The following is a 23,979-nucleotide window of genomic DNA, read 5'->3' as shown; positions in this document are numbered from 1 at the left end:
GAGGAGGTCGAAATGTTCATCGCACTGATAACGACGCATCCGGCTGCGGATTAACCGTCAATCGACCATCTGCGTCGAATCGCAGAGCTGCCGGAATATCGACCGTCGGCAGGGTCGGCGTTTCGCCCCGCTTCAGCGAGAAAACGTAAGCGAGGACCGATGCGACCGCGCCATAGAGATCTTCGCAGATGATCTGCCGTTCGCGCGTGGTGTAATAGACCGAGCGGGCAAGCTGCGGAATTTCGAGCGTCGGCAGTTCCAGTTCGCGGGCCAGTTCCTTCATCGCCATTGCCTTGTCGCCGCGTCCCTTGGCGAGCACGATCGGGGCGGAGGCCTTGGCCGGATCGTAGGTCATGGCGACGGCGAAATGGGTCGGGTTGGTAAGCACGAACTGCGCTTCGCGCATGGCGCCGGCGACCGAACCGGTGGCGATATCGCGCTGGCGCTGGCGCCGCGCGGCGCGCATTTCGGGCGAACCTTCGGATTCCTTGTTTTCGTCGCGCATTTCCTGGTGGCTCATCTTCAGCCGCTTTTGCTGGCGCAGCCACTGGATCGGCAAGTCGACGAAGGCGATCACCACAAGGCCTGCACCGAGCGCGAATATCAGCGAGACGATCGCGTGCCAGGCCGCGGTCAATTGGGCCGAGAGATTACCCCTGCCCAGTCCGACGATCGTTTCCATGCTGGACCACCACCAGGCCGCAGCGATGCTGCCGAGCAGCGTGATCTTGAGTAGACCCTTGCCCATTTCCACCAGACCTTGCGGGCCGAACATGCGTTTGAGACCGGACAGAGGGTTGATCCGCTGACCCTTGGCCTTGAGGTTGTCGGGCACCCAGCGGCCGCGCCCGAAAGCGAGCTGGGACACCAGAGTGACAAGGATGACGGGTACTGCCAGCGTCAGTATCGCGGGGAGGGTGAGTAGGAGGCCGTGCATGAGTAGGGCGTCGACGCTAAAATCGCTGACATCGCGCGTATCGAAGATGAAAGCGTCGCGTGCCAGCCGCGACAGCCCGTCGAGTAGCCAAGGTCCGGCCAGCGCCAGCCAGGCCCCGCCCAGCAGCATCACCGCGGCCGTGCCCGCATCCTTGGAGCGCAGAACGTCGCCCTTCTTCGCGGCATCGGCCAGGCGCTTTTCCGTGGGGGCGAAGGTTTTTTCGCCGGCGGTCTCCTGGCTCATCGCACGATCACGCTTTCGGTCTGGTCGAGCGCGTCGCCGACGAGGCCGGTGAACTGGTCGTAGATCAGCGGTGCGGAGATGATGAGGGCCGCCATCCCCGCCAGAACGCCCGCCGGAAGCCCGAGGGCGAAGAGGTTGAGCGAGGGTGCCGAACGGCTGAGAATGCCGGTCAGCACCTGCACCAGCAGCAGGATCAGCGTGACCGGCAGGGCGATCCGCAAGGCGGTTTCGAACATGAAGCTGGCGAAACCCGCAATCGCGGCGAACCGCTCGGCACCAAGCCAGGTCTGACCCGGCGGAAAGGCGTTGTAACTTTCGGTCACCAGCGCGATCCAGTGCAGATGCGCGCCGGTCGCCAGGAAGATCAGCGTCAGCACGATGATGAAATACTGCCCGAAGGAGGTGGTCGTCCCGCCGCCCATGGCGTCCTGCGAAACCGCCATGCTCATCCCCATACCGCCGCCGATCAGTTCGGCGGCCACGGTCGGCGCGGCAAAGGCGAGCTGCAGCACGAAGCCCAGCGCCAGCCCAACGATCACCTCGCCGGCAATGGCCAGCATGCCATCAAGCGACAGCAGTGCCGGCGGGGTTTCGATGGCCGGCATCCAGATCGACACGAAGATGGCGAGCGCCCCAGTGATCGACACGCGCACCGACATCGGCACCGAGGTGGCGCCGAAAAACGGTGCGGCAAGCAGCGCGGCCCCGAGCCGGGTCATCAGGAAGACGACCCGCCACATGTCCTGCTCCAGCGCGCCAATGCCGAGATCGAGCCCGTTCACCGCGCCTGCCTCAGTCGCCGATCCGTGCGATCTCGGCGAAAATGTCCTGCGTGAAATCGCCCACGACCGCCATCATCGAGGCGCCGAGGAGGACCAGGACAAAGGCCACCGCCCCCAGTTTGGGTACGAAGGTCAGCGTCTGTTCGTTGACCGAAGTGGCGGCCTGCACAAGGCCGATAACCAGGCCGATGGCGAGACTTGCCAGGAGGATGGGGGCGGCGACCAGGGCGGCGATCCACAACATGCGGTCGGCCATGGAAAGGAGAACGGCGCTTTCGTCCATGATATCTATCCGAAACTTGAGGCGAGCGAGCCCATCAGCAGCGCCCAGCCGTCGACGAGAACGAACAGCAGCAGCTTGAAGGGTAGCGAAACGATCATCGGGCTCATCATCATCATGCCCAGGCTCATCAGCACGCTGGAGACGACGAGATCGATGACGAGGAAGGGCAGGAACAGCATGAAGCCGATCTGGAATGCGGTCTTCAGTTCGCTGGTCACGAAGGCGGGCAGCAGGATCGAGAACGGCACGTCCTGCGGGCTGGCGAACTGCCCTGCACCGGCGATGTCGGCGAACATTTCGAGATCGTATTCGCGCGTCTGGCGGATCATGAAGGCGTGGAATTCGTCCCCCGCCCGTTCGATCGCGACTTCGGCGCCGATCTGCTCTGCCGAATATGGGGCGATGGCGGTTTCGTTCACCCGCTCCAGCGTCGGCGCCATGATGAACAGCGAGAGGAACAGGCTGATCCCGATCAGCACCTGATTGGGCGGCGATTGCTGCAGACCCAGCGCCTGCCGCAGGATCGCCAGCACCACGATGATCCGCGTGAAGCTGGTCATCATCAGCAGCAGGGCAGGCAGGATGGTCAGCAGGCCCATCACCAGCAGCAGCTGGAGCGACAGGCTCAGCGGTTCGCCGCCTGCCCCGGCCATCTGGCCGAATGCCCGGTCGAGCGCACCCGATACGGCCGCTTCGCCGGTCTGGGCCTGCACCATTGCAGGGTAGATCAGCGCGGCCAGAGCGGCCGCCAGCTTGGCAAGACGGGCAATCACTGAACGATTTCCTGAGTTTGCGGCCTGGCCGGCGCTTCGGCCAGCCGGGTGAGGCCGTTGCGCGAGGTCGAGACGAGAATTTCGCGCCCGTGGAATTCGATCACGGCGAGGCGCAGCGTCGGCGACAGCATCGTGGTTTCGACGATGCGCACGGCCTTGCTACCGCCCGCAGGCGCGCCGAACTGGCCCTGCATCTTCTTGGCCAGCTTGAGGCTGCCCCAGATCATTACCCCGATCAGGGGCAAGAGGATCAGGAGCTTGAGGATGTACCAGAACATCAGGCAGCCTCGCCCGCACCGGCCGGAGTGACGGTGATCGGCTGTGGGCGGCGATCGAGCGACGATTCGCTCGACGACGCGCCCACGATCTCCAGCACCCGGATCGCGAAGCGGCTGCCCTGGGCGACCACTTCGCCGCGCGCGATCAGCTTGCCGTTGACGAACATGTCGAGCGGTTCGTCGGTCAGACGGTCGAGTTCGATAACACTGGATTCGCCCAGCGCCAGAACGTCGCGCAGGCGCATCGACTTGCGGCCGAGTTCCACGGTGAGACGGACGTCGATGTCCTGGATGAGGCCGAAGCCATCTGCATGCGAAGCCATGAATTCTACTCCGAAAGGAATGTTTGGGTAAGTTCGAGTGCGACACGGTCGTCGAGTTCGCCGACGCATCCATGAGCGATGGTGAGATTGCCGGTCATCAGCGGGACGTTGCGGTTGACCGCGACGGGAATGACGGCGCCGGGTTCGAGGCTGGCCAGCCGGGCGATCGACATCGGCACGTCGACCAGCACCGCCCGCAGCGGAAGGTCGACTTCGGCAATCGCCGAACCGTCGATCCCGCGCGCGCCGATGGTCCGCCCCGTCGCGGGCGAGACGGCGCGGGTGCCGACGATGTCCGCGATGGTCGAATGACAAGCTGCAAAGCGAACCCGCCAGGCGCGGGCCGTCTTGGTCGATGTTATCGAGAGCGTTGCGGTCCACACGCGTTCGCCCGGCGCGAACGGGGCGACCTGCTCCACTTCCTCGCCATGGGCAGTCGCCGCAATGCCGCGCCGGTCGCTGGTGTTCCGCAGGACGTCCGCCATCCGGTCTTCGAACTGCTGGGCGAAGCGTTTGGCCGATGCCGGCAGGACCGTGCAGCGTTCATCCACTTCACCCGTGCCGCCAAGGATGCGCTCGAACTGGCCGACCAGTTCGCCGATCCGCACCGAGATAAGGATACCGCGGCTTTCCTGGCCCATCGAATAGAAACTGTGGCGATGCGCGGTGCCCACTTCCGCAAACCAGTCCGCGACCGGCATCAGTTCGGTATCGACGATCTCCGCATCCAGCCCACGGTCGTCGCACAGTGTGGAAAGCTGGCCGCGCGCCTGTTCGGCGACGCCACGGGCGAAGCGCGCGAACTCGATATCGAGTTCGGGCGGCGTTGCCGCGCGGCTCAGCAGCTCGTCGCAATGGCATGCGGCACGCGCCGCAGCCTCGGGGATCGGGGTGCTGATCATTGGACGATGAAAGACCGGAAATAGACGCTGTCGACGCCGCCGAAGCCTTCGCGCTCCTCGAGCGTTTCATTGATCGCCTTGGTCAGGCGCTGTTGCAATTCTTCCTTGCCGCGGATGCTGGCAAGATCGGCTTCGCCGGTGGCGGCCAGTTCGGCCAGAACGCGCGAGCGGACGGCGGTTTCGTGCTCGTTCAACCACATCAGTACGCGTCCGTCGTAATGGGTCGAGGCGGCCAGGCTCACCTGGATCAGGGCGGGACCGTCCGCGAGGTTGGAGGTGAATTCGTCGGTGAAGTTGTAGTAGGCTGTGCGGTATTCGCCGCCGCCCGTTCCGTGGACGACCGGTGCCTTCTCTTTGGATTTGTCGTCCTCGCCGAACGCATATGGGTCCTTGTCGCCCTTGCGCACCAGCTTGGGACTATTGTCTTCTTCGTGCTTTCCGTGGGCGCCCAGCATGCCACTGGCGAAGGCGGCATAGGTGCCCCCGCCGCCCGCGCCCAGCAGCACGAGTGCGAATAGCACCAGCTTGAGCTTGCCGCCCTTCTTCTTGACGGTTTCTTCGGAAGCTTTTTCGTTCGACATGGTGAAATCCTGTTGAGTGGGATGCTGACAGATCAGGCGTAGTGCGCGCCGTCGCCGGTCGTGTGTGCGGGCTGCGGGTTTCCGGACGGAGCGCGTTCGCCCTGGCGTCCACGCTGTTCGGAATGCTGGGGACGGCTATCGTGGCCGCCGCCATGGCCGGTTCCGGCACCGAAATTGCCGCTCGAGCTGCCACGGTCGGCCGTTGCTGGCGCAGACTGGTTGGCAGTGGGAAGCGAGTTTCCGCCGGTGTCGTGCTGACGCCCGGTTCCACGATCGCCGGCCATCGCTGCTGCAAGCGCCCGCTGGGCCTCGCGATTATCGGCCGCGATTTCGACATTCATTCCCCCGGCCGACTGATCGAAGGTCACGGTCAGTGCGCCGAACTCCTTGTGCGCGACAGAGATGGCGGTCGGCTTGGACAGGTCCATCTGACGCGCCGCCATGAGGTGTTCGACAACCCGCTCGACATTGGCGAACTGGTCGGCGGCCGCCACACGCGGCGCAGCGGCGACGAGCCGCTCTGTACCGATGGGCTGTTCGAAGCTGGTCGCGACCGTGGGCTGCGCGCTCCTGGCCGTGTCGGCAGACGGAGTGGCGGAGACACGCGAAGCATGTTCCTTGGTGGCGGGCTTGTCCTCCCCGGGTTTGCCATCGGCAGCAGCGAGCGCGGCTTGCACGGGGGCCTGGCCGCCAGTGGCGGGTGCCGTCGCCAGTTTGGCGTCGATCGGGTTGGGTACTGCCGCAGTGGCTGCCGCTCCCTGACCGAGCCGATCGGCCGAAGCCTTATCCTGCGAAGCCGCAGCCGGGCCGTGCGGGCGAATGGCAATCTCCTTGAGGGAGGTGAGCAGCTCTATCCGGGTTTTCGCATCGTGCGGCTTGTCCGCCGCGGCAATACGAACCTGAAATCCTGCCGCCGGCTGTTCGGTCGACGCGTCGACATCCACCGGACCCGAAGCGAAAAGCTTCCCGGGCAGCATGGCTTCCGGCATCGCCTTGGCTTCGGCGCCGCCCGGTCTGGCATCGATCTGTATCGCGGGCGAAGCAACGACGCCCGACATTACCGCGGCGGGCACGCCCAGCAGGCCCATCTTCCTGAAGCGTTCGGTTCCGCCTTTCCCGGCATCTGCCGGCAAGGGCGGCAAAGTCTTGCCGGTCGGCAATTCGCCGGTTTGCCGATCCCCGGCGGCCGATTTCGCGTCGCCCGACGGGACTGCCATGGCAGGCAGGATCGATGCGAGCTGGTTCAGCAGGTCGGCAAAGCCGTCAATGTCCTGCGAAGCACCGCTTTTCGAACCGTTTTCGCTTTCGGCGGAACCCGCGAACGATAGTGTTTCGGTCGATCTTGGAAGGGCGATTGAGAAGGTCATGGCAGATCCGTGTTGCTTTCACGGATATTCTATCAAGAAGCGTGCCAAACCGCGGGGCGATCAACCTTTTTCCAGGCTCGCCACGATCTTGCGCACCAGCTCGCGCGTGCCTTCCTCGGCCTTGCGCAGGCGCAGATCGGATTGGGCCAGAACTTCCCGCCTCGCCTGGGAGTGGAGCTCCGCCTCTTCGGCCTGCCTGGCGCTCAACTCGGTCAGCTTCTGCAACTGGTCGCCCATGGCCTTGCCGCTGCGCAGATCGGCACCGACGATATCGCCTTCGCGCTGGGCATAATGCGCTGCGAGGCTGCGGGTTCGCTCGGCCACGCCCAGAAGACGGGCGCGGGTCGCTTCCGCTTCGCTGGCTGCCGCGGCGGATTGCATGTGTTCGACGGACCGTATCCGCTGGATCAGTTGGGCACGCTTGAGCTTCCGGCGTTCAGGCGTCACGGCCGACAAGTTCCGTCAATTGGTCGGCGGCGGTGGCGATATCCACGCATTCGCCATAGCCTTGCGACAGGAAGCGGCTCATCCGCGGATGCAGCGCGATGGCTTCGTCTAACAGTGGATCGGCCCCCTGCCGGTACGCCCCCATCATCACGAGATCGCGATTGGCCTCGTATGTCGCGCTGAGCGCGCGGAACCGCCGCGCATGGGCGGCATGGTCCGGCGTGACGATGTCGTTCATCACGCGGCTGAGCGAGGCGCCGACATCGACCGCCGGGTACTGACCGCGCTGGGCAATTTCGCGCGACAGGACGATATGCCCGTCGAGGATGGCGCGCGCCGTGTCGACGACCGGGTCGTTCTGGTCGTCGCCATCGGCAAGCACGGTATACACTCCGGTGATCGCGCCGCCGGATTCCTCGGAATTGCCGGCGCGTTCGATCAGCTTGGTAATCGCCGACAGCGCGGAGGGCGGATAGCCGCGGGCCGCGCCCGGCTCGCCAAGCAGGATGCCGATTTCGCGCGCCGCATGGGCGACGCGGGTCAGACTGTCGAGGATCAGGAGGACCCGCTTGCCCTGCGAGCGCAGATGTTCGGCGATGGATGTCGCCAGCATTGCACCGCGCAGGCGGAGGTTCGCGGCATGGTCCGCAGGGACGGCGACAATGGCTGTCTTCGTCGCGCGGTCGCCCGCCATATGCCGGGTGACGAAATCGGACACCTCGCGGGCACGCTCGCCGATCAGCCCGACGACGATCGCATCGGCCTGTGCGTTATCGACGATCATGTCCATGAGGACCGACTTGCCGACGCCCGAACCGGCCATGATGCCGATCCGCTGGCCGATGCCGAAGGTCGTCAGCGCGTTGAGCGAGCGGATGCCGCTGTCGAATACCTGCGTCACGCGCGAGCGGTCGAGCGCGCCGACCCGGTATCCGCCGGCAGGCCAGCTGGTGGTCGCCATGACCGGTCCGCCGCCGTCGATCGGTTCGCCCGCCCCGTCGACCGCGCGGCCGAGGAATTCGGCGCCGACATTCAGCATGCCCGGCCGGCCATCGGGCCGCACGATCGCGCCGGGGCGCAGGAGCACCGTATCGCCGAGCATCATCATCATGGTGTGGCCGTTGCGAAAGCCGATCGTCTCCGCCCGATGTTCGGACGATCCGCCCTGGGCGATGGTGCAGATCGTGCCGATGGGAATGCCGAGGCCGGAAACCTCGATCAGTCCCCCGTCGCAGGCGACCACGCGCCCGAACCGGCGGGGAGCCAGATCGAGCGAGGCCGAAGCGACGGCCGAGAATGTCCGGTCGATCAGTGCGTGCATGTGTCGAAGATTTCGGCAAGCGCGCGCCGCCATTGCTGCGGCCCGTCCTCGACACCGCCATCCTCGGTTTCGACCCGCAATCCGCCGCGTTCGACGCTGCCGTCGGGTATCAGTTCGAGATCGGCCGCGACACTGGCTTTGACCAGCTCGAGATCTTCGGGATGGATGCGGATGATCCGCTGGTCGTGCTTGCGCTGGAGCATGGCGGCAGCCGCCTCGACGCGCCGGGCAAGGCCTTCGGCATCGAGCGCGAGCGGCAGCACGGCTTCCTCGCACAGCGCATGAACCGTCGCCAGCATCCGGTCGCGCAGCAATCGCTCGCTGTCGGCATCGAACCGGGCGAAGGCCAGTTCTATGGCCGATCGTGCCGCGCGCTCCATGTTCATTTGCGCTTCGAAATCGGCGCGCGCGGACACCTGCCCGTCTTCGTAACCGGCACGATAGGCTTTTTCGGCCGTGTCCTCGGTTTCGACCGGGGCGGCCGCGGCTTGAGGCTTGGAATAGCGGGCATCGCGGGAAAAGCTTCCCGGCCGGCCGAGCGCGGCATAGGCGATCTTAGACATAATCCTCGTCGCCCTCGCCCATGATGAGCTCGCCACCGGCGATCAGCCGTTTGGCAACCGCGACGATTTCCTTCTGCGCCGTTTCGACATCGGCCTTCTTGACCCGGCCGCGCGCCTCGATCTCGTCGCGCAGTCCGTCTGCCGCGCGCGAGGACATCGCCCCGAAGAACTGTTCGCGCTGCTCTTCCTCGAGCCCCTTGAGCGCAAGGATGAGCGTGTCGCTTTCGATCTCGCGCAGCAGGACGCCGGTCATCTTCATATCGAGCACGAACAGATGCTCGAACTTGAACATCTCGTTCTCGAGTTCCTTGGCGAGCTGCTTGTCGATCTTGCCGATCTTGGGCATCACGTTTTTCTCGACGCTGCGATGCGAACGATTGATGATGTCCGCCGCATGCCTGATACCGCCCATGGTGAGCGGGATCGTACCGTGCAGCTTTTCGATCTTGGCGTTGAGCGTGTGCTCGAGAATGTCGATCGCCTGGCGGGAGACGGGGCCCAGCCGGGCGACACGATGAAGCACGGGCGTGTGCAGGTCTTCCGGCAACGCCGCCAGCGCCGCGGCAGCGACATCGGTGTCGAGCTGGAGCAGCAGGACGGCGATCGCCTGCGGATGTTCGTCGGCAAGAATCTCCCCGATGATCTTCGGATCGAGCCACCGCAGCAGGCCGAGCGCCGGCAGGCTTTCCTCCTGCGCTTCCGGCGCCACCTGGCGCATCAGATTGTCGGTCTTCACCTCGCCCACCGCGCCGTTCAGCAGCCTGCGGACATTGTCGACCCGGCCATGTCCCGAAATCCCGTTATGTTCGGTCGAGCGCGAAAAGCCGGCAATGGCATCGGAAATCGCCTGGGGTTCCACCTCGCCGATCCCGCACATGGTGCCGGCGAGCTGGCGCAATTCGTCGGGCGTCAGCTGGCTCAGGATGCGAGATGCGTCTTCCTCGGCCAGCAGCATCACCATGATCGCCGCCTTGTCGGTCCCGCCCAACAATGTTTCGGTTTGCACGGTCATGCCGAAACTCCCGGGCGCGCATCTTCGGCCAGCAGGCGGCGTAGCGCCAGCACGGCATCGTCGGGATTCTCACGCGCGATACGCTGGGCCAGCTCGATCTGGCCGTCGAGCGCCTGCCGGTCGTATGGCGTCGCAACGCCCATCGCCGGTCCGCCGAGCGCCGGGGTCAGGCCCCCACCCTCCTGATCGATGGAGTCGCCGCTCCTGGCCCCGCTCCGCAGCGCATTGATCGCCGGGCGCACCGCCAGCAGCAGCACCAGCAACACGCCGAGAATGGCCACGCCGTTGCGCACGGCCATGCCGAACCAGCTCGTTTCGTAGAACGGCACTTCTTCGCTTTCGACCTTTTCGAAGGCGCGCATCACTACGGTGACCTGATCGCCGCGATCCTGGCGGGCGCCCACGGCAGCAGTGACGAGTTCCTTGACCTTGTTGATATCGGCGGCGCTCGCCTTGGCCAGCGCGGCCTGGTCGATCGCTACCGCCACCGAGAGATACTTGATCGTACCCGGCGACAGGTTGGAAACGGAAACCTCGCGGCCCATCTCGTAGAGCCGGGTGGCGCTGCTTTCGCCCACTCCACCGGCATTGGCGGCAGCCTGGGTATCTTCGGGAGCTCCCTGACGCGGCTCGCCTTCGGCGGGCGGCGTATTCGCCAGCACGCCGGGGATCCCGCCGGCCTGCGTACCGCCGCTTTGCGACAACTGCGTCGTTTCGCGGCGGATCGTGCCATCCTTGTCGTAGCTTTCGCGCGCCGACGTGACTTCGTTCATGTCGAGCTCGACCTGAACCTGCGAGGTAAAAGCATTCGTGCCGAACATCGGCGCCAGCAGGTGATCGACCTGCGCATTCAGCTTGGCTTCCATCTGTGCCTGCAGATCCATCCGCCCGCTATTGGGATCGCGGGTCTGCGTCAGCAGTTTGCCGTGCTGATCGACGACTTTCACGGCATCGATGCCGAGGCCGGGAACCGACGCCGCGACGAGATTGACGATGGCCATCACCTGACCATCGGTCAGCTGGCGGCCGCGCGCCATGCGCACCATGACCGAAGCGGACGGGGCGACATCTTCGCGGACGAAGACCGACCGTTCGGCCTTGGCAATGTGGACGCGGACCGCTTCGACACCGTCGATTTCCATGACCGTAAGCGTCAGTTCGCGTTCCTGCGCGGCGCGCAGGCGATCGCCTTCGAGCGTCCGGCTCGCGCCCATCGGCAGGTTCTCGATCAGATCGGTGCCGCTTTCGGGAGCCGCGAGCGATCCGTCCGAAGCGACAAGCATTCGCGCACGATAGACATCGTCTTCGCCGACAGTCAGTGCGCCGGTGCCGTTGTCGATCGTATAATCGATGCCAGCCTGATCGAGCGTGGCCACGACACTGGCACGCTCCGCATCGGCGAGCGAGGAGTAGAGCACGCGCTGCGGGGCGGGCGACAGCGTCGCCCATGTCAGCGCCAGCAGCCCCGCACCGGCCAGACCGGCAAACCAGGGCAGTGCCCGTTTCACGGCCGGCTGCGCGGTAAAGGCGCGCAGCCGTTCGCCAAACGACCCCGTGCCACCCGTCAGCGGGGCGAGCACGCCGGAGCCGGGGCTCCCGGCAGGGACCAGACCGTTCATGGATTAAATTCCCATCCGCATGGTTTCCTGGTACGCGGCAAGCAGCTTGTTGCGGACCTGGAGAGTTGCTTCGAAGGCGACCCCGGCTTCCTGCCGGGCCAGCATCACCTTGGCGATATCGGTTTCCTCGCCGCGTTCGTAGGCGGCTGTCATGCGTCCGGATTCGGCCTGGACGGCGTTGACGTTCTCCAGCGCATTGCGCAGCGAATCGCCGAAGCTCGGCGCGGCGGCGCCGGCCGGTTGAGTCGCTTCGGCAGCCTTGGGCTGGTGAATTTCCTGCAGTACCTTGGAGCGATCGATGATCTGCTGGCGCAGGGCGATGATCTGCTCGAGCGAGCCGCCACCGCCGATACCTCCGACGGGGTTCATCGGCCTGCTCCCACTGCAATACCGGCTTCACGGAAGGATGCGAGACGATAGCGCAGCGTGCGCTCGCTGATCCCCAGGGCGCGGGCGGCATTGGCGCGATGGCCACCGACCGATTCGAGCGTCTCCATGATTGCGCGCGCTTCGGAAATCTGCACGATCTTCGACAGCTTCGCCGCGGCCTCGGGCGCTGCGATTTCCGCAGGCTCGACCGGCTTCTCGACCGCGCGGGCGGTCATGTCGAAGACGATATGCTCGACACCGATCTCGGCATGGCCCTGCGAGAGAAGCAGCGCCCGGCGTATCACGTTTTCGAGCTCGCGCACATTGCCCGGCCAAGGGTAGTTGGCAAGCGCCGCGAGGGCAGCGTTGCTGATCCACGGCAAGCGTTCGCCTTTCGCGACATGACGCAGCAGCATGGTGAATGCCAGCGGCGCGATATCCGCGCGGCGTTCGCGCAGAGCCAGCATCTCGATGGGAAATACGTTGAGGCGATAATAGAGGTCGGCGCGGAAGCGGCCTTCCTGCACCTCGTGCGGCAAGTCGCGGTTCGCGCAGGCGATAATGCGCACGTCCACCTTGATCGGGCGCGTCGCGCCGATCGGCACGACTTCGCCTTCCTGCAGGGCGCGCAGCAGCTTGGCCTGCAGCGACAGCGGCATTTCCGCGATTTCGTCCAGCAGCAGGGTGCCGCCATCGGCAGCGCGGAAGAACCCTTCGCCGGCGGCGTTCGCTCCGGTGAACGATCCTTTTTCGTGACCGAACAGCATCGCTTCCAGCATGGTTTCCGGAATGGCCGCGCAATTGACCGCGATGAACGGCTTCTGCGCACGGGCACTGCGACGATGGATGAAGGTCGACAACACTTCCTTGCCCGTGCCCGTGGGGCCGTTGATCAGCACCGGAATATCCGTCCGGGCGAGACGATCGGCCAGTGCGATGATCGACAGCGATGCCGGATCGGCAGCGACCGGCCCTTCGCCGGCGTAAGTCATGGCGACGAGGGCCGCAATGCTGCTCTCGGCGATGGGATCGCTATAGGTGATCGTGCCCCCGGCCCCGGAAACTGCGATCGCGGGAGTCTGACCGCGCGCCAGCCGGATCGTCCGGCCGCCCAGGTCCGAAGTGCGATCGCTTTCGTCCGCCAGCGTCACCGGCCGATCCATGAACAGGGACGAGGCTATGCCAGCCATCCTCGCATCGATCGTCCCGTGTGCCCGCGAAAAATTTTGGGTTTTCGTAATCCCGTCCATCAGTGCCCCCGTTGGCAAGTCTTATCGACGAACCGGCAAATGGGGCCTGCACGTCCAACGTTTGGATAATTTTAGACTTAGTGGAATCACGTATATGGTTAACAGCCGTTAAGGTCTTGAATAATTTGACCCTTAAGCTGGTCGCATTCCTGTCGGTCTGGTTCTCGGCTGCCGCATCCTGACGGGGGCAGTGATCGTAGACCAAAGGGAATTGAGCCATGAACGTCATCAACACCAATATCGGCGCAATGAAAGCCGCCAACTCCTCGAACGCCGCCGGCAAAGCTCTCGGCACCGCAATGGAACGCCTGTCGACCGGCAAGCGCATCAACAGCGCGAAGGACGACGCCGCCGGCCTCGCCATCGCCACCTCCATGACCTCGCAGATCCGCGGCATGACCCAGGGCATCCGCAACGCCAATGACGGCATCTCGCTGGCCCAGACCGCAGAAGGCGGCCTGAACGAAGTGACCAACATGCTGCAGCGCGTCCGCGAACTGGGCGTACAGTCGGCTTCGGGTACGTATCAGGATTCCGACCGTGCCAACCTGCAGGCCGAAGTCACCGAACTGAAGGCACAGATCGACGCGGTCATCGCGAACAGCACCTTCAACGGCGTTGAACTGTTCACCGGCACGACTGCCACTGTCACGATCCAGGCCGGTGCAGAAAGCACCGACACGATCGACCTGAACATGGCCGACCTGTCGGGCCTGTCCGCCGCCACGTTCGATGTCGGCACCGATGCCGCATCGGCGACCACGGCGATCGCCACCGCCGACGCGCAGCTCGAAGCGATCTCGACCGCTCGCGCTACGCTGGGTGCAGGCCAGAGCCGTCTCGAATCGGCCGTCAACACGCTGACCAACAACGTCACCAACCTGTCCGACGCACGTTCGCGCATCGAAGACACCGACTATTCGGCAGAAACGACCGCGCTCGCCAAGTCGCAGATCCTGAGCCAGGCTTCGAGCGCCATGCTCGCACAGGCCAACCAGAGCCAGCAGAACGTTCTCTCGTTGCTCCGCTAACCTCCTAAACCCAGGCAACGGGAAGAGGGCCCGTCGCTCGCAAGAGCGGCGGGCCTTGCTTTTCCGCCCTGCAAGAGCAAGCGCCCTCATGCTTGAAAACCAAGGGTTTTCTTCTTCCCTCGGCAATGCGCCTACGCGTTATCGCTAATCCCGGTCGAAATCGAAAATTCGCTCCAACAGGCCATTACGGACAAAGGAGTTAACTATGATATCGGCAGCCTACGAATCGCTTTCGCAGCACCGGAACTGCATGCGCGCCGAAGAGCGTACCAATCTGTTCGTCATGGCCAAGCTGGCTGCGGGCGGCAGTGCCTGCACGGTCAAGGTTCGTAACATATCTGCCGGCGGTGCCATGGTCGAAGGCGCGGCGCTGCCGCCTCCGGGAACGCCCTGCCGGCTTCTCCGCGGGAATATCTCGATCGAGGCGCAGGTCATCTGGCTGCATGCCAATCGGGTCGGCTTGCAGTTTCGCGGCCGCGCAGAACCGAAAGACTGGCTGCCGTCCGGTCAGAACACGCAGAGCGATGTGGACCAGGCCGTGGCCCAGGCGAAGGCCGAATTGAGCCAGGCCCCCATCGCCCGCTCGCCGGCACCGCTCATCTCCACCGCCCTCGCACCCGCCGATGTGGCGCAAGTGGCCGATACGCTCGAAATTCTGGCCGACGAACTGGCCGACGACCCGGTGGTAGTGGCCGGTTACCTGGCCAAGCTCCAGACGTTCGACATTGCCGTCCAGACCCTGCGCAAGCTTGCCGTCATGCTGGAAAGGTCGTCGGCGAAATAGCGCGCCGGGCAAGGCACCGGGTGCCGCAACCATGCGCTGTCGCGAAGACGGCACGACAGGTTTGCGCATCGCATTCGCCATGCCTATGGAGAGCGGAAATGGCGACCGACCACGACATCGACCAGCACATGTGCCACGGGCCGTCGTCGCGCCGGGCGACACGGCGCTGATCGCCTTGCCCGGGGATCGATCAGCCAGACCGGTCGAACGCGGGGGCTTCCTGCTCTTTCTCGCGCTCGTGTCGCTGGCTTTGCTGGCGGTGGTGCTGCCGTTCTTCACGCCGCTTCTGTGGGCCACGCTGGGTGCGATCCTGTTCCAGCCGCTCTATCGCTGGTTCCTTGCCAGACGGCCGGGAAAGGAAAGTCAGTCGGCGCTCGCCAGCATGGTCGTGATCATGTTCGCCGTCGTCCTGCCCGCCCTGTGGATCGGCAGTGCGGTGGTGGACGAGGCCGCCGGACTGTTCGTTGCCTTCCAGGATGGCAATATCGACGTTTCCACCTATTTCCAGCAGGTCTTCGAGGCGCTGCCCGCCAATATCCAGACCTCGCTCGAAAGTGCCGGGCTTGGCGATCTGGGCGCCATCCAGCGGCGGGCGACGGCTTTCATAGAGGCCAGCCTCGGTCTCATCGCCACCCAGGCCATCGCCATCGGCGGCAGCGTGTTCGGCTTCGTGCTCGGTTTCGGCATTGCGCTCTATGTCGGCTTCTTCCTGCTGCGCGACGGGCAGACCATCGGCGAGGCGGTCCTCGCTGCACTGCCGATGGAACGAAGCGTTGCCGACCGGCTCGCCGAACGCTTCCTCACCATCGTGCGCGCTACGATCAAGGGCTCGGTCGTGGTCGGGCTGGTGCAGGGCGCATTGGGCGCGCTGACCTTCTGGATCGTCGGCATCCCCTCGGTCCTGCTGCTCGGCGTCATCATGGCCATCGCGTCGCTCCTGCCGGCGCTCGGCCCGGCCATCGTCTGGGTGCCGGCGGCGGTCTATCTGCTGGCGACCGGCGCGGTCTGGCAAGGGATTGTCGTGGTGGTCTCGGGCGTTGCGGTGATCGGCATGGCGGACAATGTCCTGCGCCCGATACTGGTCGGCCGGGACACCGGAATTCCCGACTGGCTGATCCTGGTGACCACGCTGGGCGGCATTGCGCTCATGGGCCTGTCGGGCATCGTCGTCGGGCCGCTGGTGTGCGGGTTGTTCCTTGCCGGATGGGCTATTTTCGCCGAGCAGCGCGCCGCCGCCTGAGTACCGGTTCAGGCGACGCGGATGTCCTGCGTGCCGAGCGCGCCGCCGTCCCTGGCCGACAGTCCGGCGAACAAGGTGTCGACGATCGCCGCCAACTTGTCCTCATGCAATCGTGGCGCGATCATCAGCATGATCTGCGGCGACGTATAGGCGATGACCATCTGGTTGATCAGCGACAGGGCGCGGTCGATCGGCAAGTCGGAAAAGTAGCCCTCGTCCTGCGCCTGCGCGATCAGTTCGCTGAGATAGTGATCGGCAAGATCGATGTAACCGCGCACCTGCTCGAACCGTTCCGAACCCAGCTCGCAATACAGCGCAAACAGCGCCGGGTCCTTGTCGTGGCGTTCGCGTTCACGCAAGAAACGGCGACAGAAGAACTCGAAAAACTTGCGCCGGATGGGAAGCTCGCAGCGCACGATCTCTTCCATGATCGCTATATCGTGCGAAAACCATTGCGCGACGATCGCGTCGAACAAGTCGTTCTCTTCGGGAAACAATTCGTCGATCCGGGCGCGGGACATGCGCGATTCCGCGACCAGATCGGATTTGGCGATCATCGCGCCGTTGCGCTCGATCAGGTCCATCGCCAGCTCGGTAAGCCGCTCCCGGGTGCGTACCTTTTCGCTTTGGGTCATCTGCGGCGGCCTCCCTCGTTCGCGCCTCGCCCCCACTTAGGAGCTTGTCGCGACGGATTAAAGTCGGCCCGATCGGAAGTTTCGCAAGGGCGCGTGGGGGAGCGCCGTCACGCCTTCTTCGGCGGCCACGGAAAGAACGCCGAAGTGCGCGCCTTGTATTCCCCGTATCGGGGGCGCGATGTCTTCATGCCCGCTTCGAGCAACGGCGCGCCCGACCACTTTGCCAGCGTGAAGGTCAGGAACAGCGGCCCGATCGCGGTGGCGGCCGCGACCCACCATCCGGCGCTGGCAGCCGTAATCCAGATACCCCACCACACGCAGGCATCGCCGAAATAATTGGGGTGTCGGGTGTACCGCCACAATCCGCGATCCATCACCGTGTCCTTGCTGGCCGGGTCCGCCTTGAACCTTGCCAGCTGCCAGTCGCCGACCCATTCGAAGAATATCCCGACGGCCCAGAGCGCAAGCCCTACCAGTGCCAGTCCGCTGATCGGCGTCATCGATCCGGCTTCGATGATACCGTATTGCGCCGGGCTGGACACCATGAACAGCAGTATCGACTGGCCGAGAAACACTTTGGTCAGGGCGGCCATGGCGAAACGGCCCTTCTCGCGGTCCTTTCTCAGGATGCGGGCATAGCGCTTGTCTTCGCCCTCCCGCCGCCAGCGGATCAGCAAATGGATGCACAGCCGCATTCCCCAGATCACCGTCATTGCCATCAGCAGCGTCGCCAGCGAGCCCGGTTCGTAGAGCCGCAGCCAGCTTGCCAAGGCCATCAGCGCCATTCCGCCGCCCCAGAAGGCATCGACGAAGCTGACATCGCCGATCTGCACCGCGACAACCCACAGGATTGTCGCCAGTCCCAGCAGTATGACGGCATTGGCGAGCAGCGCTTCAACTATCACCCTTCATCTCCTCCAAGGTCTGCGCACTCTTTTCGAGCGCGACGAAGCGATCGCAATCGGGGCGTTTCCGGCGATAGAAGGCGGCGATCCTGGCCAGATCGGCCCGGTAGTCGCCGGTCGGCATGATCGGCTCCCCGATGCCGCCGCGCATCGTCGCATTGTTCACCCATGCCGGAACGATCGGAACGCCGGCGGCCATCGCAATGTGGTAGAAGCCGGTCCGCCAACTGCCCGCGAAGGTACGCGAACCTTCGGGCGCGATGACCAGCGCCAGTTCGTCCGTCGACGCGAAGGCCTGCACCACCTGATCCACATAATTGCCGCGTTTCGAACGATCGACGGGCAGCCCGCCCATATCGAGCATGAAGTCGGTCATGGGCCATTTGAACAGGCTGGCCTTGCCCATGAAACTGGGCTTGATCCCGAGTTCGCGCGTCGCGCCGAGAAAGAATACGAAATCCCAGTTCGACGTGTGCGGTGCGCCGAGCAGGACGAACTTGTCGCAATCCGGCTTGCGCCCTTCAAGCTTCCAGCCCTTCCACCGGTAGAGCGCAATCAGGATGCGCCGTACCAGTCGGCTCGGCAACGATGGCCGGCGGTTCGCGTCGGTGGGCATTGTGTCTCCCTGACCCCGGTCATAGACTAACCTGCGCCGAAAGCGAGCGGGTTGGTCTGGAAATGCCCGGCTCGTTGCGGTCGACCGGGATGCCCCCGTCAGTCGCTGGCCGGTCGGGCGGTTTTGCCAAAGGCAGCCGGCCGGACGGGTGCGTGGGATTGGGCGAGGTCCGAGTCGCCATCGCCATCTCCCTTTCGCGCCGCAACGGGCTCGTCGACTTCGGCCACTTCACCGGTCATATCGGCGAACAGGGCCTCGTAATGATTGAGTGCGCGGCGCAGTTCCTCGGTCGTGGCGTCGTTCGACCTGGCGGCGATCTCCTGGCCCGCGAGGTAGTGTTTGGCGACATCGCCATGGTCGACCGTCAGATCGGCGTGCCGGTGCTCGAAATCGGCCATCGGATAACCGCGCGTCCTCATTACCTCGGTCAACAGGCGGTCGGCTCGGCTGACAGCCTCCACGGGGCTGTCGACGAACAGCGCCTTGGTTTCGGCCCAGTCGCTTACGTAACGGTCTCGCTCGGCGGCGGTCAGCGGGCGGGTCGTGAATTTCGAGACACGTTCCCGGCGTTCCATCAGATCCGCTTCGGCCGTACTGCGCTTGCCCCGCACTGCGACGGTGCGGTCGTATTCCTCCCCGAATGCGGCGCGCAAGGCCTGCGTGCGATGGCGGCGCATGAAGAGCCAGACGAACAGCAGAACGACGACTGCAGCCGCAACAGCTATGGCAAGGGTGGTTTCCTGGCCCGACATGGGTATCTCTCCTCGATACCCGCCCAATCCCCACGGTCATATCCGCAATGCGTATCAGTGCCTTACGGTTCCTCGCTCTACATGCGGAACACACCGAACTGTGGCTTTTCGGGAACTGGTGCCTCCAGCGTGGCCGCGAATGCCAGCCCCAAGACATCGCGGGTCTGGACCGGGTCGATCACGCCGTCGTCCCATAGCCGCGCGGTGGCGTAATAGGGATTGCCTTCGTCTTCGTATTTCTGGCGGATCGGGGCCTTGAACTCCTCGGCCTGCTCAGCCGTCCAGCTATCGGCGTCGCGGTGGACGGTGGCGAGGACCGATGCCGCCTGCTCGCCGCCCATCACGCTGATGCGCGCATTGGGCCAGGTGAACAGGAAGCGCGGGGAATAGGCTCTGCCGCACATACCATAATTGCCCGCGCCGAAGCTGCCGCCGATCACTATTGTAACCTTGGGAACGGTCGCGGTTGCAACCGCAGTGACCAACTTCGCACCGTGCTTGGCAATACCTTCGGCCTCGTATTTGCCGCCGACCATGAAGCCGGAGATATTCTGCAGGAACAGCAGCGGGATGCGCCGCTGGCAGGCGAGCTCGATGAAATGCGCGCCTTTCTGCGCGCTTTCGGAGAAAAGCACGCCATTATTGGCGAGGATCGCCACCGGCATGCCCCAGATATGCGCAAAGCCGCAAACCAGCGTACTGCCGTGATGCTGCTTGAACTCGTGAAACTCGCTGCCATCGACAATACGGGCGATGACTTCGTGCACATCGTAAGGTGCTCGAACATCTTCCGGCACCAGTGCATAGAGATCCTCCGCGTCGAATTTCGGCGCACGCGGTTCCTTGAGGTCGATATTCTTCGCCGCCGCGTAATTGTCGCCGAGGTGGCTGACGATATCGCGCACGATGGTCAGCGCGTGCTCGTCATTCTCGGCCAAATGATCGACCACGCCCGATTTCTTCGCGTGGAGGTCGCCGCCGCCCAGATCCTCGGCGCTGATTTCCTCGCCGGTTGCGGCCTTCACCAGCGGCGGGCCGGCAAGGAAGATCGTGCCCTGATTACGCACGATGACCGTCTCGTCCGACATGGCCGGCACATAGGCCCCGCCCGCCGTGCACGATCCCATGACGCAGGCGATCTGCGGGATGCCGAGCGCCGACATATTGGCCTGATTGAAGAAAATACGCCCGAAATGGTCGCGGTCGGGGAAGACCTCGGCCTGATGCGGCAGGTTCGCGCCGCCGCTATCGACCAGATAGATGCAGGGCAGGCGGTTCTCCTGCGCGATTTCCTGAGCGCGCAGATGCTTCTTGACCGTCATCGGATAATAGGTGCCGCCCTTTACGGTGGCATCGTTGCACACGATCATCACCTGCCGCCCCGACACGCGCCCGATCCCCGCGATCATCCCCGCGCCGTTGATCGCATCCTCATACATGCCGTTGGCGGCGAGCTGGCCGATCTCGAGGAACGGGCTGCCCGGATCGAGCAGCCGCTCCACCCGCTCGCGCGGCAGCAGCTTGCCCCGGCTGACATGCCGCTCACGGCTGCCCTCCGAGCCACCTAGGGCCGCGGCTGCGACGGTAGAGCGCAGGTCCGCGGCGAGCGATTTGTTATGCTCGAAACGCGCCTTCGCGTCCGGCGCTTCGCGATCGAGCGTGGAAGTGAGAACGGGTGCGGTCATCGATCCTCTGCGTATTTCTTATCGGAAGCCCAATGCCGCCACGCCACGAAAAACACAAACGCGGCGAACGCACTCTGCATCAGCAATGGGATAAAGAATTCATCGTAACCGATCAGCAGCGTGTAGCCGTTCACCAGCACGTTCGATGCCATGATGGCAATGCCAAGCGCGATGCCCCAGCTCTCGCGCACCCAGATCAGAAGTGCAGCGAGCGGATCGAGCAAGGTCAGGCTGGTCCAGTAGATGTTGAATGGCAATGGGCGGAATTCGTATGGCAGCCATCCATAGTTTATCAGGTCTAGTGTGTGCGTCGCGGTCCCGATGATGAAGCCTGCCGACCAGAGCACCTTTACGATCACGGACGGTGCCCCTCCACCATGCTGCGCATGGTCCCCCTCCCCGATTCGGGGAGGATCACCCCGCCGCCCCGATCAGTTCGCGGCCGATCAGCATGCGGCGGATTTCGTTCGTTCCGGCGCCGATATCGAGCAGTTTGGCATCGCGCATGTAGCGTTCGACGGGCCAATCAAGCGTATAACCCGCACCCCCCAGTGCCTGAACCGACTCTGCCGCGACGCGAAAAGCATTCTCCGAAGCCAGCAGGATCGCGCCCGCCGCGTCGAAGCGCGTGGTCTGCTCGCTGTCGCACGCCTTGGCCACCGCATAGGTATAGGCACGCGCCGATTGCAGTGCGACATACATGTCCGCCACCTTGGCCTGCATCAGCTGGAAGCTGCCGATCGGTTTGCCGAACTGCTTGCGCTCGCGCAGATAGGGGATGACCGTGTCGAGGCAGGCCTGCATGATGCCGAGCTGGAGCCCGGCAAGCACCACGCGCTCGTAATCCAGCCCGCTCATCAGCACGCCGACACCACCGTTCACCGGACCCATCACGCGGTCTTCGGGGATATGGCAATCGTCGAACACCAGCTCCGCCGTGGGTGAGCCGCGCATGCCGACCTTCTCGATCTTCTGACCGATCGAGAAGCCCTCGTCCTCCTTCTCGATCAGGAAGGCTGTGATCCCTCGCGAGCCCGCGTTCCCATCGGTCTTGGCATAGACCACCAGCGTATCGGCATAGGGCGCGTTCGTGATCCAGAACTTGGTGCCGTTCAGGATATAGCCGCCCTGCACCGCCTCCGCCTTCAGCTTCATCGACACGACATCCGAGCCCGCGCCGGCTTCCGACATGGCGAGCGAACCGACATGTTCGCCGCTGATCAGGGGCGCCAGGTATTTCGCCTTCTGCTCTTCGTTGCCCCAGCGACGGATCTGGTTGACGCAGAGATTCGAATGCGCGCCATAGCTGAGGCCGAGCGAGGCGCTGGCGCGGCTCACTTCCTCCACCGCGATGACATGCTCCAGATAGCCGAGGTCGAGCCCGCCATCCGCTTCGGAAACGGTGATGCCATGCAAGCCCAGCTCGCCCATCTGCCGCCACAGTTCGTCGCGTGGAAACCAGTCTTCGCGATCGATCTTCTCCGCCAGAGGAGCGATCTGTTCGTCGGCGAAACGTGCCGTGGCCTCGCGGATCATCTCCGCACTTTCACCAAGCTGGAAATCGAATTGGGGTGTCGCGCGCATCGTCTCTCCTCAAAGGCTCGCGAAATTGCCTCTCGCGCGGGCCGATAGCCGAGCCTCGGCCGTGGGGCAAACCGATTGGACCGCAAACCGCTTCGAACCGGCAAACTTGCTTTTTGCGATAGGCGCCCGGTCGTATTTCGGTCTAAAGGCCGGCCGAACTTAGTCATGTACCGCAAAAACAGTATTCTTTGGCCCGACGGAAAGCCGCCTTCGGATGCCTATTGCGACGAGGAGCAGCGCCTCGCGATCCTTGCCGCGCACGGCACGGACGCGATGGTGGACGACCCGGAACTGCAGGAAATCGTCGACTTGGCGGCGAAGATATGCGCCGTTCCGGTGGCCATGGTGACCATGGTCGAGGAAGGCCGGCAAATGTTCCTTGCGCGAACCGGAACGGACCTTCGCGAGACACCGCGTCCGACAAGCTTCTGCGCCCATGCGATGCTCGGCACCGAGCCGATGGTGGTTTGCGATGCCCGGAAAGATCCGCGCTTCAGCGAAAATCCGCTGGTCACTGGCGAGCCGCATATCCGCTTTTACGCCGGTCACCCCTTGATGTCGGTCGAAGGCGCGCCGCTGGGCGCGCTCTGCGTTATCGATACCCAGCCACGGGATGGTGGCCTGTCTCTGCTTCAACAGGAAACGCTGGCTACTCTGGCCAAGGCCATCATGCGCCGCATTTCGCAGCACAGGTTGGGGGAAACAGCCAAGGAAGCGGTCGACGAGCGGGAGAGCAACCTCAAGCGCATGATCGACAGTGTGCCCGGCATTGCCTGGTCGGCCGATGCTTTCGGCAACTTCGAATACGTCAACGCGCGGTGGGACGAATTGACCGGCCTGGTCCAACCCCGAACCCCCGGCGATTGGCAGGCGGCCATTCATCCGGAGGATTGGGAAAAAGCGTCCAGTGCATTCTTGGCCTCGCTCGAAAGCGGGACGGCGTTCGAGTACGAATGGCGTTTGAAAATGTCCGATGGCAACTATCGCTGGATGCTTTCGAGAGCGGTACAATCGCAGGCGGGAGGCGGAGCGTCGCGCTGGTTCGGGACGGTCATCGACGTCGACCGCCAACGCCGCATGGCGGAGGCGAGAGACTTGCTGGCGAACGAGCTTTCGCATCGCATCAAGAATATCTTCGCGGTTGTTTCCGGACTCATCGCCATCCGCTCGCGCGGCAAACCCGAAGTGGCCGATTTCGCCGCCGAGCTCGGCAAGACCATTCGCGCGCTTGGAGCTGCGCATGACTATGTCCGCCCGGATCATGGCCACAAGGGCGGCACGCTATCGGGCTTGCTGGAGGATCTGCTTGCACCCTATGACACGGGGGACGCGGAGCGTGTCAGCGTTGCCGGTCCCGGAATCACCGTAGGTTCGCGTGCAGCGACCCCGCTGGCGCTGATCTTCCACGAACTCGCGACGAATTCGGCCAAGTATGGCGCGCTGTCCTGCGAGGACGGGCATGTGGCGATCACGATCGACGACGACTGCAACGGTACCGGCAAGATTTGCGTGGCCTGGGAAGAAAGTGCCCGCAGCTGCCTGCAGCCCAATGAAAGCGAACGCGAAGGGTTTGGCTCGCGCTTGTTGAGGATGGCCGTCGAAGGCCAGTTGAAAGGCACGTTCGAACGCGAGTTTTCGGAAGACGGACTGAGCATCCGTATCGTCTTTCCCCGCGACTCTATCGAGAGCTGAGCTTT

27 protein-coding genes are annotated in these 23,979 nt (G+C 64.2%); 4 read left to right on the top strand and 23 right to left on the bottom strand.

Features of this window, described 5'->3' with window-relative positions; genetic code table 11:
- Positions 1-16 precede the first annotated feature (16 nt).
- From K3174_RS05035 to K3174_RS04960, 16 genes are read right to left on the bottom strand one after another with little or no spacing between them, the layout of a single operon-like run.
- A complete protein-coding gene (locus K3174_RS05035; RefSeq protein ID WP_221556277.1) occupies positions 17-1,180 on the bottom strand; it encodes an EscU/YscU/HrcU family type III secretion system export apparatus switch protein in 1,164 nt (387 codons plus the stop codon).
- Positions 1,177-1,962: a flagellar biosynthetic protein FliR gene (gene fliR / locus K3174_RS05030; protein ID WP_221556276.1), complete on the bottom strand. Its 786-nt coding sequence runs from the start codon at positions 1,960-1,962 to the stop codon at positions 1,177-1,179. Before fliR ends, K3174_RS05035 begins: the two co-directional genes overlap by 4 nt.
- Positions 1,963-1,972: 10 nt before the next feature.
- A complete protein-coding gene (locus tag K3174_RS05025) occupies positions 1,973-2,245 on the bottom strand; it encodes a flagellar biosynthetic protein FliQ (RefSeq protein ID WP_221556273.1) in 273 nt (90 codons plus the stop codon).
- Positions 2,246-2,250: 5 nt separating this feature from the next.
- Positions 2,251-3,018, bottom strand: coding sequence for a flagellar type III secretion system pore protein FliP (gene fliP / locus K3174_RS05020; protein ID WP_221556271.1), 768 nt, complete (start codon positions 3,016-3,018; stop codon positions 2,251-2,253).
- Complete coding sequence (locus K3174_RS05015) at positions 3,015-3,296, bottom strand: flagellar biosynthetic protein FliO (RefSeq protein ID WP_221556263.1); 282 nt, start codon at positions 3,294-3,296, stop codon at positions 3,015-3,017. The genes fliP and K3174_RS05015 overlap by 4 nt, the downstream gene beginning before the upstream one ends.
- A complete protein-coding gene (gene fliN, locus K3174_RS05010) occupies positions 3,296-3,619 on the bottom strand; it encodes a flagellar motor switch protein FliN (RefSeq protein WP_247711881.1) in 324 nt (107 codons plus the stop codon). Before fliN ends, K3174_RS05015 begins: the two co-directional genes overlap by 1 nt.
- Before the next feature lie 5 nt (positions 3,620-3,624).
- Entirely contained in the window at positions 3,625-4,521 is an 897-nt protein-coding gene (locus tag K3174_RS05005) for a FliM/FliN family flagellar motor C-terminal domain-containing protein (RefSeq protein ID WP_221556261.1), read from the bottom strand.
- Positions 4,518-5,102, bottom strand: a complete 585-nt coding sequence (locus tag K3174_RS05000) for a flagellar basal body-associated FliL family protein (RefSeq protein ID WP_221556248.1) — start codon at positions 5,100-5,102, stop codon at positions 4,518-4,520. The genes K3174_RS05005 and K3174_RS05000 overlap by 4 nt, the downstream gene beginning before the upstream one ends.
- A gap of 32 nt (positions 5,103-5,134) precedes the next feature.
- Positions 5,135-6,469, bottom strand: coding sequence for a hypothetical protein (locus K3174_RS04995; RefSeq protein ID WP_221556246.1), 1,335 nt, complete (start codon positions 6,467-6,469; stop codon positions 5,135-5,137).
- Positions 6,470-6,529: 60 nt separating this feature from the next.
- A complete protein-coding gene (locus tag K3174_RS04990; RefSeq protein WP_221556243.1) occupies positions 6,530-6,850 on the bottom strand; it encodes a hypothetical protein in 321 nt (106 codons plus the stop codon).
- Positions 6,851-6,905: 55 nt separating this feature from the next.
- Positions 6,906-8,237, bottom strand: a complete 1,332-nt coding sequence (locus K3174_RS04985) for a FliI/YscN family ATPase (protein ID WP_221556239.1) — start codon at positions 8,235-8,237, stop codon at positions 6,906-6,908.
- Positions 8,225-8,800, bottom strand: coding sequence for a FliH/SctL family protein (locus K3174_RS04980; protein ID WP_221556237.1), 576 nt, complete (start codon positions 8,798-8,800; stop codon positions 8,225-8,227). Before K3174_RS04980 ends, K3174_RS04985 begins: the two co-directional genes overlap by 13 nt.
- Positions 8,793-9,812 (bottom strand): flagellar motor switch protein FliG, encoded by a 1,020-nt coding sequence (gene fliG / locus K3174_RS04975; RefSeq protein ID WP_221556228.1) that lies wholly within the window; start codon positions 9,810-9,812, stop codon positions 8,793-8,795. The genes K3174_RS04980 and fliG overlap by 8 nt, the downstream gene beginning before the upstream one ends.
- Complete coding sequence (fliF, locus tag K3174_RS04970; RefSeq protein ID WP_221556227.1) at positions 9,809-11,431, bottom strand: flagellar basal-body MS-ring/collar protein FliF; 1,623 nt, start codon at positions 11,429-11,431, stop codon at positions 9,809-9,811. The genes fliG and fliF overlap by 4 nt, the downstream gene beginning before the upstream one ends.
- 3 nt (positions 11,432-11,434) lie before the next feature.
- Complete coding sequence (fliE, locus tag K3174_RS04965; RefSeq protein ID WP_221556224.1) at positions 11,435-11,800, bottom strand: flagellar hook-basal body complex protein FliE; 366 nt, start codon at positions 11,798-11,800, stop codon at positions 11,435-11,437.
- Positions 11,797-12,990 carry a sigma-54 interaction domain-containing protein gene (locus tag K3174_RS04960; RefSeq protein WP_247711880.1) on the bottom strand — a complete coding sequence of 398 codons (1,194 nt, stop codon included), beginning with the start codon at positions 12,988-12,990 and terminating at the stop codon, positions 11,797-11,799. The genes fliE and K3174_RS04960 overlap by 4 nt, the downstream gene beginning before the upstream one ends.
- 278 nt (positions 12,991-13,268) lie before the next feature.
- Here K3174_RS04960 and K3174_RS04955 point away from each other — a divergent pair, with 278 nt between their 5' ends.
- The 3 genes from K3174_RS04955 (at position 13,269) to K3174_RS04945 (ending at position 16,105) form a co-directional block, all read left to right on the top strand.
- Positions 13,269-14,081, top strand: a complete 813-nt coding sequence (locus K3174_RS04955) for a flagellin N-terminal helical domain-containing protein (RefSeq protein ID WP_221556220.1) — start codon at positions 13,269-13,271, stop codon at positions 14,079-14,081.
- A gap of 205 nt (positions 14,082-14,286) precedes the next feature.
- Complete coding sequence (locus tag K3174_RS04950) at positions 14,287-14,865, top strand: PilZ domain-containing protein (RefSeq protein WP_221556218.1); 579 nt, start codon at positions 14,287-14,289, stop codon at positions 14,863-14,865.
- 31 nt (positions 14,866-14,896) lie between these two features.
- The gene (locus K3174_RS04945; protein ID WP_247711879.1) at positions 14,897-16,105 is read left to right on the top strand and encodes an AI-2E family transporter; all 1,209 of its coding nucleotides are present in this window, start codon (positions 14,897-14,899) and stop codon (positions 16,103-16,105) included.
- An 8-nt stretch (positions 16,106-16,113) separates the two neighbouring features.
- Here the strand turns inward: K3174_RS04945 and K3174_RS04940 are convergent, their stop codons facing one another.
- From K3174_RS04940 to K3174_RS04910, 7 genes are all read right to left on the bottom strand, one after another.
- Positions 16,114-16,740: a TetR/AcrR family transcriptional regulator gene (locus K3174_RS04940; RefSeq protein WP_221556215.1), complete on the bottom strand. Its 627-nt coding sequence runs from the start codon at positions 16,738-16,740 to the stop codon at positions 16,114-16,116.
- Between the two features lie 107 nt (positions 16,741-16,847).
- Positions 16,848-17,645 (bottom strand): DUF1295 domain-containing protein, encoded by a 798-nt coding sequence (locus K3174_RS04935; protein ID WP_345719585.1) that lies wholly within the window; start codon positions 17,643-17,645, stop codon positions 16,848-16,850.
- Positions 17,635-18,261: a lysophospholipid acyltransferase family protein gene (locus K3174_RS04930; protein WP_221556212.1), complete on the bottom strand. Its 627-nt coding sequence runs from the start codon at positions 18,259-18,261 to the stop codon at positions 17,635-17,637. Before K3174_RS04930 ends, K3174_RS04935 begins: the two co-directional genes overlap by 11 nt.
- Before the next feature lie 98 nt (positions 18,262-18,359).
- Positions 18,360-19,013: a hypothetical protein gene (locus K3174_RS04925; protein WP_221556209.1), complete on the bottom strand. Its 654-nt coding sequence runs from the start codon at positions 19,011-19,013 to the stop codon at positions 18,360-18,362.
- Between the two features lie 77 nt (positions 19,014-19,090).
- Positions 19,091-20,698 carry a carboxyl transferase domain-containing protein gene (locus K3174_RS04920; RefSeq protein ID WP_221556207.1) on the bottom strand — a complete coding sequence of 536 codons (1,608 nt, stop codon included), beginning with the start codon at positions 20,696-20,698 and terminating at the stop codon, positions 19,091-19,093.
- A complete protein-coding gene (locus K3174_RS04915) occupies positions 20,695-21,057 on the bottom strand; it encodes a hypothetical protein (protein WP_221556205.1) in 363 nt (120 codons plus the stop codon). The genes K3174_RS04920 and K3174_RS04915 overlap by 4 nt, the downstream gene beginning before the upstream one ends.
- Positions 21,058-21,112: 55 nt before the next feature.
- The gene (locus K3174_RS04910; protein ID WP_221556202.1) at positions 21,113-22,282 is read right to left on the bottom strand and encodes an acyl-CoA dehydrogenase family protein; all 1,170 of its coding nucleotides are present in this window, start codon (positions 22,280-22,282) and stop codon (positions 21,113-21,115) included.
- A 165-nt stretch (positions 22,283-22,447) separates the two neighbouring features.
- Between K3174_RS04910 and K3174_RS04905 the strand changes: the two genes are divergently transcribed.
- Positions 22,448-23,974, top strand: coding sequence for a GAF domain-containing protein (locus tag K3174_RS04905; RefSeq protein ID WP_221556200.1), 1,527 nt, complete (start codon positions 22,448-22,450; stop codon positions 23,972-23,974).
- Positions 23,975-23,979: the final 5 nt, after the last annotated feature.

Origin of the sequence: Qipengyuania qiaonensis (assembly GCF_019711515.1) — a bacterium.
Classification (GTDB): Bacteria; Pseudomonadota; Alphaproteobacteria; order Sphingomonadales; family Sphingomonadaceae; genus Qipengyuania; species Qipengyuania qiaonensis.
This window is presented reverse-complemented; position numbering and strand designations above follow the sequence as displayed.

Coding starts and splice junctions, on each gene's coding strand:
- K3174_RS04995 (WP_221556246.1), bottom strand. CDS start 6,469: ATGACCTTCTCAATCGCCCTTCCAAGATCGACCGAAACACTATCGTTC.
- K3174_RS05005 (WP_221556261.1), bottom strand. CDS start 4,521: ATGATCAGCACCCCGATCCCCGAGGCTGCGGCGCGTGCCGCATGCCAT.
- K3174_RS04950 (WP_221556218.1), top strand. CDS start 14,287: ATGATATCGGCAGCCTACGAATCGCTTTCGCAGCACCGGAACTGCATG.
- K3174_RS04940 (WP_221556215.1), bottom strand. CDS start 16,740: ATGACCCAAAGCGAAAAGGTACGCACCCGGGAGCGGCTTACCGAGCTG.
- fliE (WP_221556224.1), bottom strand. CDS start 11,800: ATGAACCCCGTCGGAGGTATCGGCGGTGGCGGCTCGCTCGAGCAGATC.
- K3174_RS04960 (WP_247711880.1), bottom strand. CDS start 12,990: ATGGCTGGCATAGCCTCGTCCCTGTTCATGGATCGGCCGGTGACGCTG.
- fliF (WP_221556227.1), bottom strand. CDS start 11,431: ATGAACGGTCTGGTCCCTGCCGGGAGCCCCGGCTCCGGCGTGCTCGCC.
- K3174_RS04905 (WP_221556200.1), top strand. CDS start 22,448: ATGTACCGCAAAAACAGTATTCTTTGGCCCGACGGAAAGCCGCCTTCG.
- K3174_RS05015 (WP_221556263.1), bottom strand. CDS start 3,296: ATGTTCTGGTACATCCTCAAGCTCCTGATCCTCTTGCCCCTGATCGGG.
- K3174_RS04980 (WP_221556237.1), bottom strand. CDS start 8,800: ATGTCTAAGATCGCCTATGCCGCGCTCGGCCGGCCGGGAAGCTTTTCC.
- K3174_RS04925 (WP_221556209.1), bottom strand. CDS start 19,013: ATGTCGGGCCAGGAAACCACCCTTGCCATAGCTGTTGCGGCTGCAGTC.
- fliN (WP_247711881.1), bottom strand. CDS start 3,619: ATGGCTTCGCATGCAGATGGCTTCGGCCTCATCCAGGACATCGACGTC.
- K3174_RS04945 (WP_247711879.1), top strand. CDS start 14,897: ATGCGCTGTCGCGAAGACGGCACGACAGGTTTGCGCATCGCATTCGCC.
- K3174_RS04990 (WP_221556243.1), bottom strand. CDS start 6,850: ATGCAATCCGCCGCGGCAGCCAGCGAAGCGGAAGCGACCCGCGCCCGT.
- K3174_RS05025 (WP_221556273.1), bottom strand. CDS start 2,245: ATGGACGAAAGCGCCGTTCTCCTTTCCATGGCCGACCGCATGTTGTGG.
- K3174_RS04955 (WP_221556220.1), top strand. CDS start 13,269: ATGAACGTCATCAACACCAATATCGGCGCAATGAAAGCCGCCAACTCC.
- K3174_RS05035 (WP_221556277.1), bottom strand. CDS start 1,180: ATGAGCCAGGAGACCGCCGGCGAAAAAACCTTCGCCCCCACGGAAAAG.
- K3174_RS04930 (WP_221556212.1), bottom strand. CDS start 18,261: ATGCCCACCGACGCGAACCGCCGGCCATCGTTGCCGAGCCGACTGGTA.
- K3174_RS04985 (WP_221556239.1), bottom strand. CDS start 8,237: ATGCACGCACTGATCGACCGGACATTCTCGGCCGTCGCTTCGGCCTCG.
- K3174_RS04910 (WP_221556202.1), bottom strand. CDS start 22,282: ATGCGCGCGACACCCCAATTCGATTTCCAGCTTGGTGAAAGTGCGGAG.
- K3174_RS05000 (WP_221556248.1), bottom strand. CDS start 5,102: ATGTCGAACGAAAAAGCTTCCGAAGAAACCGTCAAGAAGAAGGGCGGC.
- fliG (WP_221556228.1), bottom strand. CDS start 9,812: ATGACCGTGCAAACCGAAACATTGTTGGGCGGGACCGACAAGGCGGCG.
- K3174_RS04920 (WP_221556207.1), bottom strand. CDS start 20,698: ATGACCGCACCCGTTCTCACTTCCACGCTCGATCGCGAAGCGCCGGAC.